Genomic DNA, 17,842 nt, shown 5'->3' with positions numbered 1-17,842 from the left:
CGCTGAGCTGCGCCAGGGCCCACGGAAATGTCACAGGTCCGGACCGGCCTCAGACCTCGAACAGCGAGCCGGCACCGGCGCCCATGCCGAGCGCATCGATGTCGAGGACCAGGGACGGGTCGGGGGCGTGCACGGCGACCGGCTTGTCGAAGTCCGACATCCGCATCTCCATCTGCTCGTCGCCCCGCGTCTGCGTCATGCCCACGATGTACGGCTTGTCGCCCGTCGCCAGGTAGACCGTCATGTCGTGCCCGTCGTCCGTCGCGGCGAGCGGAGTGACCTTCTCTCCATGCCACCGCCTGTCCGGGAGGGCGCGGGCGCCGCTCATGTCGGTGTCCGCCCCCGGGCCGCCCAGCTGGCCGAACACCTTGTCGAGGTCGCACATCTTCGTCGGCGACCCCGCACCAGAACTCCCGCTCCCCTTCGGCAACTTCATGTACTTGCCGCGAGCGAGCGCCGTCCGCTCCTTGGCCGTGGCCGCGATCTGCGGGCCGCGTGCCACGGCGGCGTCGCGGATCGCATCGAGCGATTCGTCCGAGAAGCGTATGTAGGCCTCCCCTCCACCGCCCTCCCCGCCACCGGCCTCCCCGCCATCGACTCCCTCGCCACCGACCATCACCAGCTCGCCCTTCTGCATGGGCCCCGAGTCGAAGGTGCCCGTGCAGTTGCTCCGGCGGTCCATGTGCAAGGAGACCTCTTTGTGCCCCTTGGGCGTGTTCATCTCGACCCCGATGCGCACGGAGTCGGTGGTCTTGAGCAGCCCCATGGCCTCCCCCGCGAGCCGCTCGCCCCGCACCTCGGCGGCGGGCTTCGACGGCTCCGCCGGCGTCCGCTCGACAAGGCCCTCGTAGACCTTCCCCTGCGCACCGCCGCAGGACGCGAGCGCCCCCATCGCGAGGCAACAGGCGATCCCCCGCACCCACAGGCGTCTCTTCCTCACCACAGAAATCACGGTCCCCACCCACGCTCCTCGTTCACACCTGTCAGGTGACCCAGCGCAATGCTCTGTCCAGATGTCACACCCCAGCAGTGCGGGATACGTCACGTCACATTTCGCCCACCCTCGTACAACCGTTTGACCTTTCGGCCGGTCGTACGCACTCGCTTTGGTCAATCGGATCAACCGGGTCAACCGGCGATTCCGTCGGCAATTCCGCTAAGGGGTGGGGCATTTGAGCCCGCGCAAACCGCGCGAAGCAGCGCGAAGCACGCACGCGTACAGACCACTGAGTCTCAAGCGCAGGGCGTGGCTGACGATCGGGGCCGTCGTGCTTGGCGGCGCGGGGGCCGTCACGTACGCGATGGCGGAGTCCTCGGACGGGAATCAGCCGGGTGACGTCTCACGCGGCAAGCGCCCGGTGAGCGTGCACGACATCGCGCTCAAGGCCGACGGCGCCAAGGAGAGGGAGCTGCCGCGCACGTCGACCGAGCAGTTCTCGCTGCTCGGCGTCTCGTGGACCGGCGTGACGAAGGAGCTGGAGGGCACGGCCCAGGTCCGCACCCGCTCCATCGAGAGCGACAAGTGGACCGGCTGGCAGAACCTGGACCTGGAGCTGCACCTGCCCGAGAAGGCGGAGGCGGGCATGCGGGCCGCGTCCGAGCCGCTGTGGGTCGGCCCGTCGGACGGCGTCGAGGTCCGCGTGGTAGCGGCGGACGGCACATCAACCGCCGCCCTGCCGAAGGGGCTTGAGGTCAACCTCGTAGACCCCGGTGTGACGTCCAAGGAGGCGAAGAACCCGGCGCTCGACGGTTCGGCGATGGCACCGGTGGCGTTCGCGGCCGACGAGACGGTGCCGCCGACACCCGAGCCCGAGCCGGAGCCGAGCGCCCCCGTGTCGCCCGAGCCGACGGAGGCACCTACGGAGGCGCCTACGGATGCCCCCACCTCGCCGGAGCCGACCGCACCGGACCCGACCACACCGGACCCCACCCCCACGGGCTCCCCCTCCGCCGACCCGGAGCCCACGGTTCCGCCGGTTCCGACAGCTCCGCCGTCCACCGTGACCAAGCCGCCCATGATCAGCAGGGCAGGGTGGGGCGCGGACGAGTCCCAGGTCGAGGACCCGCCGGAGTACATAGAGAAGGTCAAGGCGGTCTTCGTCCACCACACGGCCGGCACGAACGACTACAGCTGTGCCCAGTCGCCGGCCCTGGTCCGCGGCCTCATGGCGTACCACGTGGAGACCGAGGGCTGGAACGACCTCGGCTACAACTTCCTCGTGGACAAGTGCGGCCAGATCTTCGAGGGCCGCGGCGGCGGCACCGATCTGCCGGTGCGCGGTGCGCACACGTACGGCTTCAACGGCGAGTCGGCGGGCGTCGCGGTCCTCGGCGATTTCGAGGGCAACGAGAACCCGAAGCCCGGCGAGACGTACAAGAAGGCGGGCAAGCCGACCCGCGCCGCGCTGGAGTCCGCCTCCCGCGTCGCGGCCTGGAAGCTCGGCCAGTACGGGGGCGACCCGCAGGGTAAGGTCACGCTGACGGCGGCCGACGACACGGGCGTATGGAAGAAGGGCGACACCCCTTCCCTCAACACGATCTCGGGCCACCGCGACGGCTTCGCGACGGCGTGCCCCGGCAAGAACCTCTACCCCAAGCTCACCGAGATCCGCCGCTACGCGACGAGCGCGGCCCGCAACTCGGCGATCCCCACCTCCGACTTCAACCGTGACGGCATCACGGACCTGGTGGCGGGCACGCCCAAGGCATCGGGCGGCGTAGGCACGCTGACGCTGATCCCCGGCGGCCTGGACGGCCCGGTGGCCGGCTCCAAGAAGACCCTCACCCAGTCCAGCCCCGGCGTCCCCGGCGCCTCCGAGGCGGGCGACAACTGGGCCGCGGCCACGGCGTGGGGCGACATCAACGGCGACGGACACGCCGACCTGGCGATCGGCGCCCCCGGCGAGGACGACACCACGAACAAGGACCGCGGCGCGGTCACGATGCTCTACGGTCCGGACTTCACCACCGGCACGGACATGCAACTGGCGGACGACTTCCACTACCCGGGCGCCAAGTTCGGCTCGGCGGTGGCGGTCGGTGACTTCAACGCGGACGGCAAGGCGGACGTCTTCGCGGCGTCCACCGGCACGGGCGGCACCTGGGCGGCACGCTTCAAGGCGGGCAGCGAGGTGGGCGGCACGCTCACATCGGGCGACACCGCGATCGCGTACGCCGACGCCGCGTCGGGCGACTTCAACCGCGACGGCTACGCGGACGTGGCCCTGAACTACCGCGACCAGTCGGGGGTCGGCCGCGTCCAGTGGTTCAAGGGCACGAAGTCAGGCCTGAGCAGAGTCGGTTCGCTGACGGTCAAGGGCGGCCGATCGCTCGCCGTGGGCGACGTGAACGGCAACGGCTACGACGACCTGGTCATAGGCCAGCCGTACACGGCGGAGTCTGGCGCCTTCGCGGGCGGTCAGGTGACGGTCGTCCCCGGCACGTCCACAGGCTTCACGACAACAGGCCTCAAGACAATCCACCAGGACACGTCCGGAGTCCCGGGAGCGGCGGAGTCGGGCGACGCGATGGGCTGGTCGGTCTCGGCGGGCGACTTCAACCTGGACGGCTACGCGGACGTCCTGACGGGCGCCCCGAACGAGGACATCACGCGCTCCGGTGCGGCGAAGAAGGACGCGGGCACGTCGCTCTTGCTGAAGGGCAGCTCCACCGGCCTGACGGGCACGGGCGCCCAGGCGTTCTCCCAGGACACGGAGGGCATCACAGGCTCCACGGAGTCGGCGGACCGCCTCGGCTCGTCGGTGCTCCTGACGGACCTGTCGGGCTACGGCCGCGCGGACCTGGCGATCGGCGCGGACGGCGAGGACGAGGGCAACGGCACGATCCTCCAACTGGACAGCGGCTCATCGGGCGTCTCGACGTCGACAGGGATCTACTACGGCCGTACGCAGCTGGGCACTCCGGCGGCGGCGCACTTGGGGCAACTGCTGACGCCGTAACGGCGGGCGATTCCTGAAGCGGTTCTGAAGCAGTACCTACGCGCCGTGCTGCTCCCCGGAGTTGGGGGGCGGCACGGCGCTGGGCCGACGTGGTGGACGGGACTGATGTGGCTCTCCGGGACGGTATGGGCTTCAACACACCGCACGTCTCTCCCGACGCATGGCGTACCCGCTGCCCACGGACCGCCGCCTGGGAAAGGAGGCAGGCTCCGCCTCGCAGGCCAACTGCCGTGCCAGACCGCGCAGTCCGCGATACGTGGCCGCCCGCACCGCCCCCGGCCGCTTGCCGAGGACCTGCGCGGCTGCCGGGCCATCGAGCCCCACCACGACACGCAACAGCACCGCCTCACCCTGGTCCGGCGGAAGTCCGGCCACAAGTCCCAGGACGCGCGCGGTGGTCATCGACTCTAGGACCTCACCGGCCGTGTCATCGGCGGCCGGCAGTGCGAACGCGTCCCACTCCAGGAGGGAGGCGCGCGGCCTGCTCTTCTGGCGGCGGAGGTGGTCAATGGCTCGGTGACGGGCGACGGTTGCGGTCCATCGGCGGAAGTCGGCCCCGCCTCCGCGAAACCGCCCCAGGTCGCGGACGATCTGCAACCACGCCTCGGAAGCCACGTCCTCGGCGTCCTCGCGAACGAGCCCACGCAAGTACCCGAGAAGTCCGGGCTGGACGCACCGATAGACGACAGCGAAAGCCGCCTCGTCCCCCTCCCTGGCACCCCCCAGCGCCCGCGTCAACTCCTCGTCGCTGGCCGCCGTACGGCGATGTTCCCCACCCTGCCCCACGCTCTCCTCTTAACACCGTTGACACTGATCACCGTGCCCGTGCCCCCAAAGCGTCAAGAATCATGCCGCATTTCGTGCACGACCGGGAAGGGTTAGATAAAAAGTCTGGAGGGACTTCTCAGGAGAATCCGGGGTGGCTTCAAAGCAATTGGCCACTTTACCCAGTGGATTCCATACCCGGCCGTCCGGCATGCGTACACCCACAGATTGTCCGAAGTAGGCGTGCTGGGATTTGTCGAAATCGATCCAGACGGCGCCGGCGCGACGCACGAGCACTTCCCCGACGTAGGCGCCGAGTCCGAAGAGCGCTCCGGCGACCTCATCGCGCCCACGGCCGCCCTTGCGCAGCCCTGCGATGAGGAAGTCGACCACACGTAGGCTCGCGACAGAGAAATCGAGCGGCAACCGATTCCGCACGGTCACACGCGCCACGAACTCCCGAGCCTGCCCCCGCATCTCCCCGGCTCTCGGCGCCTGTCTTCCCTCGCCGTCCATAACTCCCACCCCTCCGTCTCAGCGGCTGAGAGAGCGCAGGACGCGCCCTCCCCCTACCAAGCGGAAGTCCCCGCTCTTCCGTGACGGCTCCCAGCGTGCCCCTTCTCACAGGGTCAACCGCCTTGCTCCGTACAACCATTGGCCCCACTCACGCGTCTCGCGACCGGGTGGACGCCATTCCTGGTAAGACGGGCCGTCCTCGATTCTGATGACATCCCGTCACCCGGCCGCTCGTCCCATACCTCAGGCCCCTTGAATTTCGCTGGCATCCCGATGAGTGAAACGGACGTCCGGAAACGCGACATGCGGCCTGGGGGCCCCTACTGGAAGCACCTTCGCCAGGGATCTGAACACCGCATCCATTACTTCATCGGAATAGCCGAACAGTGTTTCCGATGCCTGGAGAACGACGCCTCCGGATGAGAGTGGAATCACGCGAAAGAAGGCTCCACCACTCTCAAGTGATTGGACCCCGCCAAGGCGCTTCACCAACTCCTCGGGACAGATAGTCACCCACCCATAACCGCGGAGCAGACTCCGGCTCGTCGGTAGGAACTCCCTGGGCTTCCGGCGAAGGGCCACGTCGAGATTTGCTCGGTCCGAATAGAATCCGTACTCCACACGTCCGAAGGCCGGGTTGGATCCGTCAGCTGCCACGGACAGATTCTCGACCAGCCGTGAGCAGAATTCCGGGTCTCGCATCCCAGAATCATCACACTTCAGGAACGCAGAAACCGAACGGTGCCCGTCTACGGCATTCGCAGCGGAGGTTCTGATCCAGGCAAGTTGCTGATCGCCCTCATGGAATCCCAGCTGCGCCCAGTAGGGCGGCATGACCAGCTGATTCATGAATGCGAGCTCCCTGTCGGCGGGACCCTCGAATCGCTCCGCCGGAGAGTTCTCCATTTTGGTCAGCGAGGCCAGCCACGCCCCGTCGGATGCAGTGAGGTCCCGGAAAAGCCGCTGTCGACACTCAAGAAACCAGCGAGAGACCACCTCCCCATGATCCGAGCTCTCACGATCGAGACAGACCTCGAAGTACATGTCCATCCAATACTCCCTAGAACTACCTGGTCGCGGCCGACCTGTCGGCCGCGACCAGGTAATGTCCTCTAGCTCAGCACGCGCCACCCAGCATGCATGCCGGCCCACCGGAGAAGGCGCTGCCAAGCGCCCGGGCCGTCCAACTGGTCATTGCGGCCAGTCCGAACCCTGACCCTGCCGCACCCTCTGGAGCGTAGCCACGGGCACCAGGACGGGGGGTGCCGTACATGCCGGTTGCCGACGGCGATGGCTCCGCAGACGGCATCGAACGAGGCTTGGCGATATCTGTGGGCCCCGGACGCGGGTTCGGAGTTGGGCTCGGAGTGGGTCGCTTCTTGTCCATTCCGTAGTACCTCATACCAGCCTCGCCACCAGACCACACCCGACCGGCCCCTTGCCTTGAGGTGAACTGCTTCGCAGGTACGGCAGGCCCCGCCAGCACATCTCGATCATCACCAACGGCCTCGAAGTGTCTGTTCAGGTTGGCCAGGTAGCGATCGAGGTCCTTCGGTCCGTCATTCTTCCCATAAGCGTTGTTGGGCTTCACTTCCCAGACATACACCTCGTCACTCCCCCAGAACATCACGTCCGCATATCCCGTGTTGACAGCATTGTTCCCGCTGGCTCCAGGAATGGCGTTGGCGGACCTTCCACTTGAACCGATGTCGACCGTCGCGTAGCCGCTGACATTGTTGGCCTTCGCCCACTCCTGCACTGCGTCGCCACTCCTGCAGACAGCAGCATCGTGAGCGCTCATTTTCGCGGTCGCCGCCGTGCCACACTCACTCGACACGTTTGAAGTGCCAGCGTTGCGGGTGACTTTCGCCGACTTGGCTTTGGGGGACGCGGATGCTTTCCAACCCTCACTCGAAAGCTTGCACGTAACGCCAGCCTCGATGCATTCGATTGGCTTATGACCATCAAGCTCCGCGAAGCCGACGGGATTGCCACCCGCAAATGCATATCGATTCGAAGTGAGCGGGTCCACACCGAGCCCCATATCCGCAAGAGCCCCGTTGTACATATCCCGAGTCGTAAACCGATTGAGTCCCGGACTGTAATCCCGGAACCCCATGTCATACGTGGCCGAAGCCGCGTCCCACCGCTTTGAGTTGAAGCGGTACGGGTTGTACGCGTCCTTCGTCGGGTCGCCCGCGTCCGGCTTGTCGATGCCGGTGAAGTCGGCCTTGTCATCCGACCCGTACGCCGAATACCCGTACGTTGCCTTCGTGTTGCCGTCTTTGTCGGTCAGAGTCTCGACGTCCGAGTGGCTGTTGTAGCCGTAGAACGTGGACTCCCCCGCCGAGCCGTCCGCGGCGTGCTTGACCTGGGACAGGCGCTCGCCCCACGGGCCGTACTGGTACGACTTCGTCAGCTTGCCGGTGACCTCCTCGCCCAGGACCTCGCCCGACATGCCGAGGTAGGTGTAGTCCGTCGACTTGCCTGCCGCGTCCGTCCGCGACGACGTGCGGTCCAGCGGGTCGTACGCGTACTTCGTCGTCTTCAAGGCACCCGTCGACGCGTCCGCCTTCTCGTGCTGCTTCACGCGGTCGAAGCCGTCGTACGCGTTGCGTTCGATGACCTTGCCGCCCGCTGTCACCGACTCCTGGCGGCCGAAGGCGTCGTATATGTGTGACGCCGACGCGCCGCCCGTCGTCGTCTTCAACAACCGGTTGCGGTCATAGCCGAACGTCGTCGTCTTGCCCTTGACCGTCTGCGAGATGACGTTCGCGTTGTCGTCGTGGACGTATGTCTCCGTGCCCGCGCCGTCCCCGGTACGGGCAGACTTCGCGAGGCGGTCCGCCGGGTCGTACGTGTAGTCCGTCGTCGACGACACGTACTTCGCGTGGTCGTCGGCGTTCATCTTCTTCGCCACGTCCTGCGCCTTGTTGCCGTTCGCGTCATAGGCGTAGTTGTGGGAGGAGACGAGGGTCGTGCCGTCGGGCTTCCTCTCCGTCTGGGACTTGAGCGCGCCGTCCAGGTAGTAGGCGTAGTCGACCTTGTTCTTGTTGGCCTTGGTCTCCGTCTTCCGCTCGCCCCGGTACGTGTAGTCGTACGACGTGACCTTCGGCGAGGCGTCCGACGCCGACTTGCCCACCGTGGCTGTCTTGACCAACTCGCGCAGGTCGTAGGTGTACTTCGCGTACTGATCCGGGTGGCTCAGCGTCTCCGGCTGACCGTTCGCGTCGTACGTGTAGGAGGTGGCCTTCTTCTCCTGACCCGCCAGCGCCTCCGTCACCTTCTCGACCTGGTTCAGGCCGGTGTACGACATCGTGTACGCGTCGACCTTCGTGCCGGTCGAGGTGTCGTCGATCGACGTGAGGTTGCCGTTGACGTCGTACGCGTACGCGAAGCGCTTGCGCTCCGTGTCCGCGGCCTTCTCCGCCGAGTTGTCGCGGACCAGCTTCACCGTGTCCGCGGCCGCCTTCAGGTCGGCGTTCTCGCCCTTCTTGTAGGTGGCTGTGCCGAGCTTCTTCCAGGCCCCTTGCTTCCCGGACTGCTCGTACGCCGTGTACTTGCCCGCCTTCGCGATGTTCAGCTTCCAGGTGTGCGGGGACGACTCCGTCCCCTTGCCCGCGCGAGCCTGGGACTCGTACGCGACCAGCTCCGCGCTGCCCAGCGGAATGCCGTCGTCGTCACGCGACTTGAGCTTGCCGTCGGGGTAGTGGCCCCACCGCATGGTCCGGCTCGTCGAGCCGCCCGCCGACGTCAGTTGGCGCGCGGTCTGCTGGCCCAGGGCGTTGTAGTCGTACGTCGTGCGGATGTCCCACACGTCCCGCGACGTCTTCACCCAGCCGTTGTCGTAGTAGCCGTACGTGGTGTCGTTCCGGGTCGTCTCGCCCTCCGAGGGCGGCATCGACGTCTTCTCCACCCGGCCCACGGCGTCGTACGTCGTCTCCGACCAGACCTTCCTGTTGTAGCGCGGGTCCTTCGGGTCGTACGGCTGGATCTGGCGGGAGGGGCGGTTCAGAGGGTCGTACGTCGTCTCGGCGACGAAATCGTCGGGCTGGTCCTCCGTCGCCACGCCTCTCGGCGTGAAGACCTTGATCTGGTTGCCCACCTCGTCGTAGCCGAACTTCGTCGTACGGACCGTCGTGCCCTCGTGCGGGGCCTCCACCACCGCGAGCTTGCCGCGCTCGTCGTAGTGGTTGACGGTCGTGTTGTTCTCCGCGTCCGTCGTCGTGACGGTCAGGGAGTCCTTGTCGTACGACTGCTTGACCGTGCGGCCCGCGGCGTCCCCGACCGCCACGACACGGTGGTTCATGTCGTAGTCGGTCTTGGTCGTGTAGTCGTCAGGAGAAGGGGTCGCGTTCTTCTTCGGGTCTATGACGCGGACCGGGTTGCCGACCCCGTCGTAGACATAACTGACCTTGTCCTTCTTGGCGTTGACCACCGATTCGAGCTGGTAGATCTCGTCGTAGTTGTTCGTCGTGACGAAGTCGTCGGGGTTCGACGGTGTCGCCGTCCCCTTCGGCTCCGTCGTCGTCTTGAGGTTGCCGACGCTGTCGTACGTGTACGCCGTCTTCCGCTCGCCAGACGTGTCCGTGTCCTTTGGCGCCGTGGCCGATACCACCTGGTCCGCGTCGTCGTAACTCGCGGTGGAAACGGCACCGTTGGGCGCCGTCGATTTGGTGACGTTGTCATTGGCGTCGTACTCGGGCGCCGGTGTCGTGATGTACACGCCGGCCGTCTGGTCCTTCGGCACCTTCGACACCAGCGGGCGACCGAACGCGTCGTACGTCTGGGTCGTCTTCTTGCCCAGGGCGTCGACGACCTCCGTCACCTGGCCGCGTGCGTCGTACTCCGTCGTCGTGAACTTTGCGAGGGCGTCTGTCGTGGTGCGCGGATAGCCCGCCGCGACGAAGTCCTTGTACGCCGTCGGATTGCCGTTGGCGTCGATCGCCCGCGTCAACTGGCCGTAGGCGTCGTACTCGTACGACGTCGTGTAGTCGCCCTCCTCGGACGAGGCGGCACCCTTCGGGTCCGTAACCGTCTTCAGGTTGCCCTTCGCGTCATGGCCGAACTGCCAGACACGGCCTTCCGCCGAGGTCTTCTTGACCAGGTCGGCCGAGTAGCCGTCCGCGCGGGTCTTGTACTCGTAGCGGACCGAGTGGGTCGGTGATTTGCCCGGTGCGCACTCCGCCTCCGAAGGGACGCCGTCCTTGTTCTCCTCCGCCGACCGCTCCCAGAGCGGGTAGCCGGTCTTCTCGTCGTAGCAGTACGCCGTCTTCGCGCCGTTGTTCTCCTCCAGGAGCGTGACGTTGTGGTCGGCGTCCCACGTCATCTTCGTCTGCTCGGACTTGGCGTTGGTGACCTTGACGGGGCGGTCCTGGGCGTCCGTCGCGTACGTCGTCGTGTGCTTCTCGGCATCGGTGACCTTGGCCTCGGTGCCGCCGTCCGTCCCGGACGTGTACGTGAAGCCCGTCGTGGAGCGCAGCCGGTCCGTGATCGTCTTGGTCGACGCCATCGAGTCGGGGCCTTCGGCGTACTCGACACCCGTCGCGTGACCGCGCGGGTCGGTGACCTTGGTCAGCTTGGTGTTCTTGTTCCCCTGCGCGGTGTCGTAGGAGAAGGAGAAGACCTTCGGCTGCGCCGCGCCGTCGCCGTCCGTGAGGCGGCCGAGGTGGCCCTTCTCCGTGTAGAGGAAGGAGAGCTTGCGGCCCGAGATGTCCGTCATGGACTTCAGGTGGTCGTAGATCCTCGGGTTCCACAGGTCGGTCCCCGTGGCCTTCTCGCCCTTGTCGTCGATGTAGTCGAACGTCGCGTCGCCGGCCCCGTAGTAGTCGAGCTTCAGTGAGCTGCGGCCCGCCGGGTCCTTGATCTCCTTGAGGAACTTCACCCAGCGGTTGCCTGAGTCGCGCACCTCGTAGACGTACGTCTGGGTGTTGCCGTTCTTGTCGATGACCGCGGTGAGGTAGCCGTCGCAGCCGATCACGAATCGGGTGCCGTCCGGACGCGTCAGGGTCCAGGCGTCCGGGACCTCGGGACTGCTGCCGGTCTGGCACACCTTCGCGACGTCCGGCTTGGCGGTGAGCCGGTAGTGGTAGCCGGCCGACGGCTTCCAGCTGCCGTCACCCTGCTTGCGGAACAGGTGCTGCGTGCCGTCGCCGTCGATGACGTACGCCTCGCCCGGGTCCGCGTCCGGGTGGAAGTCGAGCATCGAGCCGAGCCGCAGGGGCCCTGCCGCCTGCGCCGACCAGCCGTGGCCGAGCTGGCTGTCGGAGGTGTCCTGCGCGTTGTAGGTGAAGCGCGCGAAGGTGTTGATCCCGCGGCCGGGGTTGGTGAAGGCGTTGTACGACCATGTCGCGTTGCCCGAGCCGAGGTTGCTCATCAGGGTCGAGCCCGCGCCGGTGTTCTTGCCCGTGTACGCGTGGTGCTTCTCCGTGCCGACGCGGTCCGCGGTCGGGTCCTCGACGGCGGTGGTCTGCTCCAGACCGCCGATGCCCGGCTTCTGGGAGAGCCAGCTGCCGTCGGTCTTGTTGCGGATGTCCCAGGTGAGCGTGTAGCCGGAGCGGCGGTTGCCGTCGGCCGTGTACGGGGACTTGACCGTCGCCTTGACGGTGTCGGTGGCGCCGGGGGCGAGGGCCGGGACGTCGGCCTTCAGCTGGTTGTCCGCCGTGGTGGCGTCCGTGCCGTCCGGCAGGGACCACTTGTACGACAGCTCACGCTCGCCTGCCGGCCAGGCGGTCGTCGTGGTGTTGGTGATCGTGACGTCCACCGGGTAGGTGTTGTTCTCGGACATGCGGGTGGGCGTGTCCGGCGCGTAGTACGTGTCCCAGGGGGTGGGTTCGGCGGTGATGACGCTGAGTCGGGGGCGCTGCGCCACTTCGGGCGCCTCGCTCGACGGGAAGCGGGTGGGCTCCTGACCCGCGGCGCTCAGGAGCACGCCCTTGTTGGTGCTCGGGCGCTTCGCCCACTGCCGGGCGAGCGAGGTGACGTCCCAGGTGTACGCGCCGCTCCGGCCGGTGGTGTCAGCGATGGCCGCCGATGCGTCGCCGCCGTCCGCGCTCCACGGGGTCTTGGCTCCCGCTTTCTCCCACGTGGCGGACTTCTCGGTGAACTCGCGCTTCAGCGGGCTGAGTTCGATGAGCGCGCCCTTGGCCGTCTTCCCTGCCGCCCGGAGACGCAGCTCGGCCTGGAGAACGGTCGCCTTCTTGGGGATGCCGGAGGTCGGGAACCTCAGGGCCGCGCGGGTGGTGCCGTACCTGCCGTCGCCCGCTCCGACGCTCAGCCACTTCTCGTCCAGGTTCGCACCCGGCTCGGCGGAGGAGAGCGTGGTGTCCGTGTGGCCGGCCCGCAGGATCCGTAAGGTGTGCCCGGCCTTGGGCACACCCACGCGGCGCACCGGCGACGCGAGCAGGCGGCCGTCCCTGGTCTGGGCCAGGAGGCGGTACGAGTAGCGGCGCGCGGTCTCCGTCGCGCTGTCCGCGCGGGTCGGCTCGGTGGTCGTGTCCCTGTAGGAGGTCATGCCCTTGCCGAGCGGGGTCACGAGCGTGGCGCCGGTCGCCTTGAAGTCGGGGCGGGTGGAGCGGTGCAGCTGATAGCCGACCAGGTCGTCGCCCGCGCCCTTGCCGGAGGTGTACTTCGGCCAGGACAGCTCGGGACCGTTGCCGTGCACCACGGTGGGGGCGTCGAGGGTGGTTCCGCCCTTGCCGTAAGTGACCTTGGGGTCCGGGGAGTTGGTGGGGTACTTCCGGGGCGGGGTGCGCGGAATCCTGGGCCCCTTCGGTGGGCCCTCGCCTTCGTCCGCAGCCGACGCGCGCACGGGCGCCGGTCTCTCCTCCGCCTCCGCGAAGGCGGCTTGGGGCAGCACAGTGCCCACCACCGCCGATGCGACGAGGCCGACCAGCAGCCTTCGATAACTATTTCTCACCGTGTCGACTACCCTTCCGGAGCCTTCTTTCATAAATTCGCTCAGCTCGTTCGCGCGAACAGAAAGAGGGCAGGATCGAGTTACCGCTCGAGGAATTCCGAGAGCGGCGCAGAAGCATGGATCAAGTAGCAGGCGAGAGTTCTACGCAGTCGTTCGACGCCACGTCAACCGCCCTGACATTGCGGACAATCGGTGATCCATCGCAAGGAGTCGAGCAATTCGAAAGACGATAAGTCCGGTATCTTCCTACCCTGGCGAACGCCCGCGACGGTGTTGTATAACCGACCGAATTCGAAGGGCTTCGCTTCTACCGGCGGGGAAACTCATGGGGTGGGAAAATGAACGGTGAGATCGAGACCGACGGCCAGAGCACCGTCGAGACAAAAGCGGTCGGTGAGATCTCGAACCGGCGCGTGGTGGCTGTGGTCATGGTCCTCCTGGCCGTCTTCTGCGCAGCGTTCGCCGGGTACTCCTCCCTCGGCGGCGACGAGCCGGAACGGGAAGCCGTCCCCACGGCGGCAGTGACCTACCGCATCACCGGTACGGGCCACGCCGACGTCTCGTACCTGGCGCGGAGCGCGGGCGGCGGCGCCACCGTCGAGTCGCGTGTCGAGCTGCCGTGGAGGAAGACGGTGCACGTGCCGCTCGGCAAGGACCCGGCCGTCAGCATCCAGCTCGGGAAGGACGGCGGGGAGGCGAGCTGCGCCCTGGCGGTCCGGGGCGAACACAAGCAGCGCGCCACCGCGTTCGGCTCGTACGGGCGGGCCATCTGCACCGCCGGTATCCCCGAGTAATTCCCCGCCCGATATCTCCGCGCGCAATGTCCTCGAGGACATTTCAACTGAACCATGGATAAGGAATTCCGAGTTGTAATTCCCATACCCAAAAGGAAGGATCACCAACCGGAACCAATTTCCCATGCGCACAAGGAGATTCACATGTCACGCAAGGCGGCAGCCCTCGGCTCGTTACTCGCGGCCGCGCTCCTGCTCAGCGGCTGCGGCGAGAGCGACGACGGCGGTTCGGGCAGAGGCGGGAGCGGGGCCGATGGCGGGTCCGAATCGTCCGCTGTCGAGGCGAAGTTGCTGGGTCAGGTGCCGATGGCGAAGGTCGGTGAGATGTCGGGCGCCATGGGAATGTGGACGACCGACAAGAACTTCGTCAAGGCCGACCTGAAGAAGATAGTGGGGTACTCCCTCGACGGCGCAAAGGCCGAGTGGCAGATACCCCTGGCCGGTGAGATCTGCTGGTCGTCGCCGGAGCCCACCGAGGCTGGCCTCGTGGCCGTCCTCTTCCAGGACAGCCGCAAGGACCCCTCCGTCTGTACCGAGGTCGGCCTCGTCGACCTGAACAAGGGCAAGTTGCTCTGGCAGAAGCAGGCCGTCGACGAGTACGGCTCCCCGCAGATGTTCGACGAGGTGACCATCGGCGGCGGCACGGTCGCCGCCGCGGGCACCAGCGCCGACGCGGGCTGGAAGGTGAGCGGCGAGCCCCTGTGGAAGCCCTCGGACGACAAGTGCCCCGTCGAGGGCTACGCGGGCAGCGACGAGAAGCTCATCGCGCTCCGCGACTGCGGCGAGGTCGAAACTCCCCAGCTCACGCTCCAGACCATCGCCCCCGCCACGCGCGCGGTGAAGTCGGCGTACGAACTCCCGGCAGGCACCGAGTACGCCCACGTCGTCTCGACGGACCCGCTGGTCGTCGCGGCGGACGGCGGTGACTCCAAGAAGGGCTCCTCCGGGGCCTCGGAGTTCCTGACGGTCGACGACAGCGGGGCGCGGGGCAAGCTGCTGAGCACGATCAGCACCGTGGGCGGCAAGTACGGGAAGTACAGACTCGACTGCCCCGCCACCGAGGTCTCGGGCTGCCGGCAGATCGCCGTCACCAACGACACGCTCTTCCTGGGCACTTCGGAGCCCGGCAGCCCCTCGTCCGAGGCCGAGAACGACCTGGTCGCCCTCGATCTGAGGACCGGCAAGCCGTCGGGCAGGGCCGAGGGGGTCGAGGGCGGCCCGCTGACCCCGATCGGCGTCGCGGACGACGGCAAGGTCATCGCGTACCAGGAGGCCGACGTGGTCGACGAGGCGGGCGGCGCCGTCTGGGCTCTGGACCCCAAGACGTACAAGAAGACGAAGCTCCAGCAGAACCCGTCCTCGACGTACGAGATGGAGGCGAGGTTCACGACGGAGCGCCGCATGCTCTTCGCGGGCGACCGCCTGTACATCGGCGGTGAACACGTCACGGCGCCGTCCACGGTCTTCAAGAAGAAGCAGCCGCTGGCGGCGGTCTTCGGGGCGAAGTAGGCCGGGGCCGCCGCGCCAACTCGGCTGACGCACCGAGGAGAAGACTGCAGGAAAGTCCCGCGGACACGCCGATTTCCCCGGGACTTTTCTGCAGACCAAGCCCGCCCGCTCCCGCAGAGCAGCCCCCACCCGCTCCCGCAGAGCAGACCCCACCCGCCGCCGTCAGCTAGACCCGGCTGCCGCGCTCCCTGCGGGAGACCACAGCCCGCAGGACCCGCCGCCCCTCGATCGACACCTCCAGCGCCTGCCGCAACGCCCCCGCGCCCGCGCCCTGATTGGCGAGCAGTTCCAGGATCCGCACCTGTCGCCTCAGCTCGGCGGCGACCAGCGGGGTCATGCCGTCCGTGCCGGCCGCGCGCCGCGCGCTCAGGGCCGACGTACGGGCGCCTCCGTCCGGCGCGGTGTCGAGCAGCCGGTGGACCTGAAGCGCGGCGACGGAGCAGGCGTCGGCCCATTCCCGGAGCTCGGCGGCGGAGCGCCGGGAGGGCACGGCGCCGAGCATGCGGTAGGCGAGAGTGCTCGCCTCGTCCGCGGAGGGGTCCTCCAGGACGTCCGCGCCGCCGAGCGCCACCCGGGCCTCGGCGAGCGCCACGTCCCAGGGCCCGCCCTCCGCGAGACTCCCCCACAGCGGGCGCAGCACCTCGTCACCACCGCCCAGGAGCGGCACACACCGGTCGAGGCAGGCGAGCCCGCTCGCCGCCAGACCTCTCTCGTCGGCCTCGGCAATCAGCTCGACCAGACTCGCGCCGCCCATGTCGTACGCCTCCCGTTGCGGAACATGCACGTCCCCTACTGCGTGCGGGCGCGCGGGAACGTCACTGCGGCACTACGCCGAGGCGGTCGAGGAAGCGGAAGAAGAGCTCCTCAGCCGACGGTTCCGCGGCGGCGTTCAGCACGTCGAGCAGCGGCGCGGGGCCCACCGTCCTGCCCGACTCCGCCGCCCACGTCACCGCCCGGTCCGCCGCGTCGCGCGGCTCCAGGAAGTAGTCGTCGAGGCTCAGGCCGTCGTCGCCGATGTACCCGGCCATCGCCTCGCGGGCCAGGCACGTCGTCCATACGCCGCTCTCCGGGGCCGCGGCCTCGACGACCACGCAGTCGCTGTCCATGACGTATCCGAAGAGGGCGGGCGAACCCGTCTCCAGGGCCAGGGTGTTCATGTTGCCGACGTCGCGCGTGCCGTCGCCGCCCGGCACCTCCCACACCTGCCAGCCGTCGTCCCGCTGCACGAGGAGGCTGAGCTCGTCCCGCACTCCCGCCACCGCCGAGAGCTCCACAAGTGGCCGCTCACTCCTGCCCACGACGTAATAACCCCAGTAGCCCATGCTCGCGTCCCCCCGTGTACTCGACTCTGCTCACCTGCGCTCGACGGCTGCGATGGCGATCGGCTTTGGGCCGAATACACCACAGATGTAAGCAAGTTCGCCACCAGAAAGCCGAAAACGGATCTCGTGGACCTCTCGGCCGAGTGGGCCTCTCAGGCCGCGTGGATCTCTCAGGCCGAAGGCTGCGGAAGCGTCAGCTCGCCCGTCCTCGCCTTCGTGTCCTGCATCCGCGTCAGGCGGAGTACGAACAGGATCGCCATCACCGCGGCCGCGATGTCCAGGACGTCCGCGAGCATCAGCCTGGAGATCGCCGCGTCGATCTCGTCGGCCTCCTCCGCGCCCCAGTACGCCGTCGACGCCCACCGCCCGACGAGGAGGCTCGCCACCCACAGCGTCCACCAGCCGTTGATCAGCGGGTGCGTGGCGCGGGCCGAGGAGTCGCCGAGGGTCATCGTCCGGTCCAGGGCCACCGAGCGGTCACCGCTCGCGTCCCAGATGTCCAGCGCGATCCGCCGCGGGAACCACAGGTTCACCACCGGCACGAACCAGCCGCCCACCGTCCAGCCGCGCGTCTTGGTGTGGATGTACGGCTCGAACACCTCGGCGTTCACGCGGACGCGGTGGAACCAGCAGAGGAAGACCACGCAGGTGGCGACCAGCGCGGCCATCTGCAGCCAGCCGGAGACGGCGTACAGCGTGTCGGCCCGTTCGGCCTCCCGCACAAGGTCCGCCCCGTAGCCCACCCCGAACTCAGCGCTCCGCAGGTCCTCCATCACGTCCTGGACGACCGTGCCCGCCCACAGCGAGTACAGGTCGGCGGCGATGACGACGCCAAGGAGTGCGCCGGTCGCCCGCGCGAGCCCGACCGGCGAGCGGAGATAGGCGGGACGCCCGTTCGACGTGTACCCGGGCCGAGGCGCCGACTGCGCGTACGCGGCCGCCGTGACGCAGATGTCACAGAGGCCGTCCGACGTCGTCGCCGTATTGAACTGACATTCCGTGCACAGCATGGCTGAGCGACCCCCCACGGGTTCATCCAGGACGACAGAGGCCGCCCGC

11 protein-coding genes are annotated in these 17,842 nt (G+C 67.8%); 3 read left to right on the top strand and 8 right to left on the bottom strand.

Going from position 1 to position 17,842, the window contains the following annotated elements; all coding sequences use genetic code 11:
* Nucleotides 1-49: 49 nt before the first annotated feature.
* A complete protein-coding gene (locus E5671_RS28825) occupies nucleotides 50-943 on the bottom strand; it encodes a hypothetical protein (protein WP_237330260.1) in 894 nt (297 codons plus the stop codon).
* 220 nt (nucleotides 944-1,163) lie between these two features.
* Between E5671_RS28825 and E5671_RS28820 the strand changes: the two genes are divergently transcribed.
* Nucleotides 1,164-3,959 (top strand): FG-GAP-like repeat-containing protein, encoded by a 2,796-nt coding sequence (locus E5671_RS28820; protein WP_443032709.1) that lies wholly within the window; start codon nucleotides 1,164-1,166, stop codon nucleotides 3,957-3,959.
* A 132-nt stretch (nucleotides 3,960-4,091) separates the two neighbouring features.
* Here the strand turns inward: E5671_RS28820 and E5671_RS28815 are convergent, their stop codons facing one another.
* The 4 genes from E5671_RS28815 to E5671_RS28800 all read right to left on the bottom strand — a co-directional run bounded on the left by E5671_RS28815 (nucleotide 4,092) and on the right by E5671_RS28800 (nucleotide 13,158).
* Nucleotides 4,092-4,745, bottom strand: a complete 654-nt coding sequence (locus E5671_RS28815; RefSeq protein WP_160506804.1) for a sigma-70 family RNA polymerase sigma factor — start codon at nucleotides 4,743-4,745, stop codon at nucleotides 4,092-4,094.
* Nucleotides 4,746-4,805: 60 nt separating this feature from the next.
* Nucleotides 4,806-5,201: a hypothetical protein gene (locus E5671_RS28810; RefSeq protein ID WP_160510471.1), complete on the bottom strand. Its 396-nt coding sequence runs from the start codon at nucleotides 5,199-5,201 to the stop codon at nucleotides 4,806-4,808.
* Nucleotides 5,202-5,483: 282 nt separating this feature from the next.
* Nucleotides 5,484-6,290, bottom strand: coding sequence for a DUF3396 domain-containing protein (locus tag E5671_RS28805; RefSeq protein WP_160506803.1), 807 nt, complete (start codon nucleotides 6,288-6,290; stop codon nucleotides 5,484-5,486).
* Nucleotides 6,291-6,357: 67 nt separating this feature from the next.
* Complete coding sequence (locus tag E5671_RS28800) at nucleotides 6,358-13,158, bottom strand: DNRLRE domain-containing protein (protein WP_336605870.1); 6,801 nt, start codon at nucleotides 13,156-13,158, stop codon at nucleotides 6,358-6,360.
* Between the two features lie 338 nt (nucleotides 13,159-13,496).
* Here E5671_RS28800 and E5671_RS46445 point away from each other — a divergent pair, with 338 nt between their 5' ends.
* Nucleotides 13,497-13,952 (top strand): hypothetical protein, encoded by a 456-nt coding sequence (locus tag E5671_RS46445; protein ID WP_237330259.1) that lies wholly within the window; start codon nucleotides 13,497-13,499, stop codon nucleotides 13,950-13,952.
* Between the two features lie 144 nt (nucleotides 13,953-14,096).
* A complete protein-coding gene (locus E5671_RS28790; protein WP_160506801.1) occupies nucleotides 14,097-15,461 on the top strand; it encodes a hypothetical protein in 1,365 nt (454 codons plus the stop codon).
* A 166-nt stretch (nucleotides 15,462-15,627) separates the two neighbouring features.
* On the opposite strand, the gene E5671_RS28785 is transcribed toward E5671_RS28790, so the two are convergent.
* The 3 genes from E5671_RS28785 to E5671_RS28775 all read right to left on the bottom strand — a co-directional run bounded on the left by E5671_RS28785 (nucleotide 15,628) and on the right by E5671_RS28775 (nucleotide 17,793).
* Nucleotides 15,628-16,215, bottom strand: a complete 588-nt coding sequence (locus tag E5671_RS28785; RefSeq protein ID WP_160510469.1) for a hypothetical protein — start codon at nucleotides 16,213-16,215, stop codon at nucleotides 15,628-15,630.
* A 61-nt stretch (nucleotides 16,216-16,276) separates the two neighbouring features.
* The gene (locus E5671_RS28780) at nucleotides 16,277-16,783 is read right to left on the bottom strand and encodes a hypothetical protein (protein ID WP_160506800.1); all 507 of its coding nucleotides are present in this window, start codon (nucleotides 16,781-16,783) and stop codon (nucleotides 16,277-16,279) included.
* Nucleotides 16,784-16,953: 170 nt separating this feature from the next.
* Nucleotides 16,954-17,793 carry a DUF4328 domain-containing protein gene (locus tag E5671_RS28775; RefSeq protein WP_160506799.1) on the bottom strand — a complete coding sequence of 280 codons (840 nt, stop codon included), beginning with the start codon at nucleotides 17,791-17,793 and terminating at the stop codon, nucleotides 16,954-16,956.
* Between the last annotated feature and the right edge of the window lie 49 nt (nucleotides 17,794-17,842).

The organism is Streptomyces sp. BA2 (assembly GCF_009769735.1).
Taxonomy (GTDB): Bacteria; Actinomycetota; Actinomycetes; order Streptomycetales; family Streptomycetaceae; genus Streptomyces.
Note: the sequence above shows the minus strand (reverse complement) of the source record. Positions and strands in the feature narration are given on the sequence as shown.

Bases quoted from the DNA above. Each gene is read 5' to 3' on its own strand.
- E5671_RS28810 (WP_160510471.1), bottom strand. From the start codon at position 5,201: ATGCGGGGGCAGGCTCGGGAGTTCGTGGCGCGTGTGACCGTGCGGAAT.
- E5671_RS28785 (WP_160510469.1), bottom strand. From the start codon at position 16,215: ATGGGCGGCGCGAGTCTGGTCGAGCTGATTGCCGAGGCCGACGAGAGA.
- E5671_RS28805 (WP_160506803.1), bottom strand. From the start codon at position 6,290: ATGGACATGTACTTCGAGGTCTGTCTCGATCGTGAGAGCTCGGATCAT.
- E5671_RS28775 (WP_160506799.1), bottom strand. From the start codon at position 17,793: ATGCTGTGCACGGAATGTCAGTTCAATACGGCGACGACGTCGGACGGC.
- E5671_RS46445 (WP_237330259.1), top strand. From the start codon at position 13,497: ATGAACGGTGAGATCGAGACCGACGGCCAGAGCACCGTCGAGACAAAA.
- E5671_RS28790 (WP_160506801.1), top strand. From the start codon at position 14,097: ATGTCACGCAAGGCGGCAGCCCTCGGCTCGTTACTCGCGGCCGCGCTC.
- E5671_RS28780 (WP_160506800.1), bottom strand. From the start codon at position 16,783: ATGGGCTACTGGGGTTATTACGTCGTGGGCAGGAGTGAGCGGCCACTT.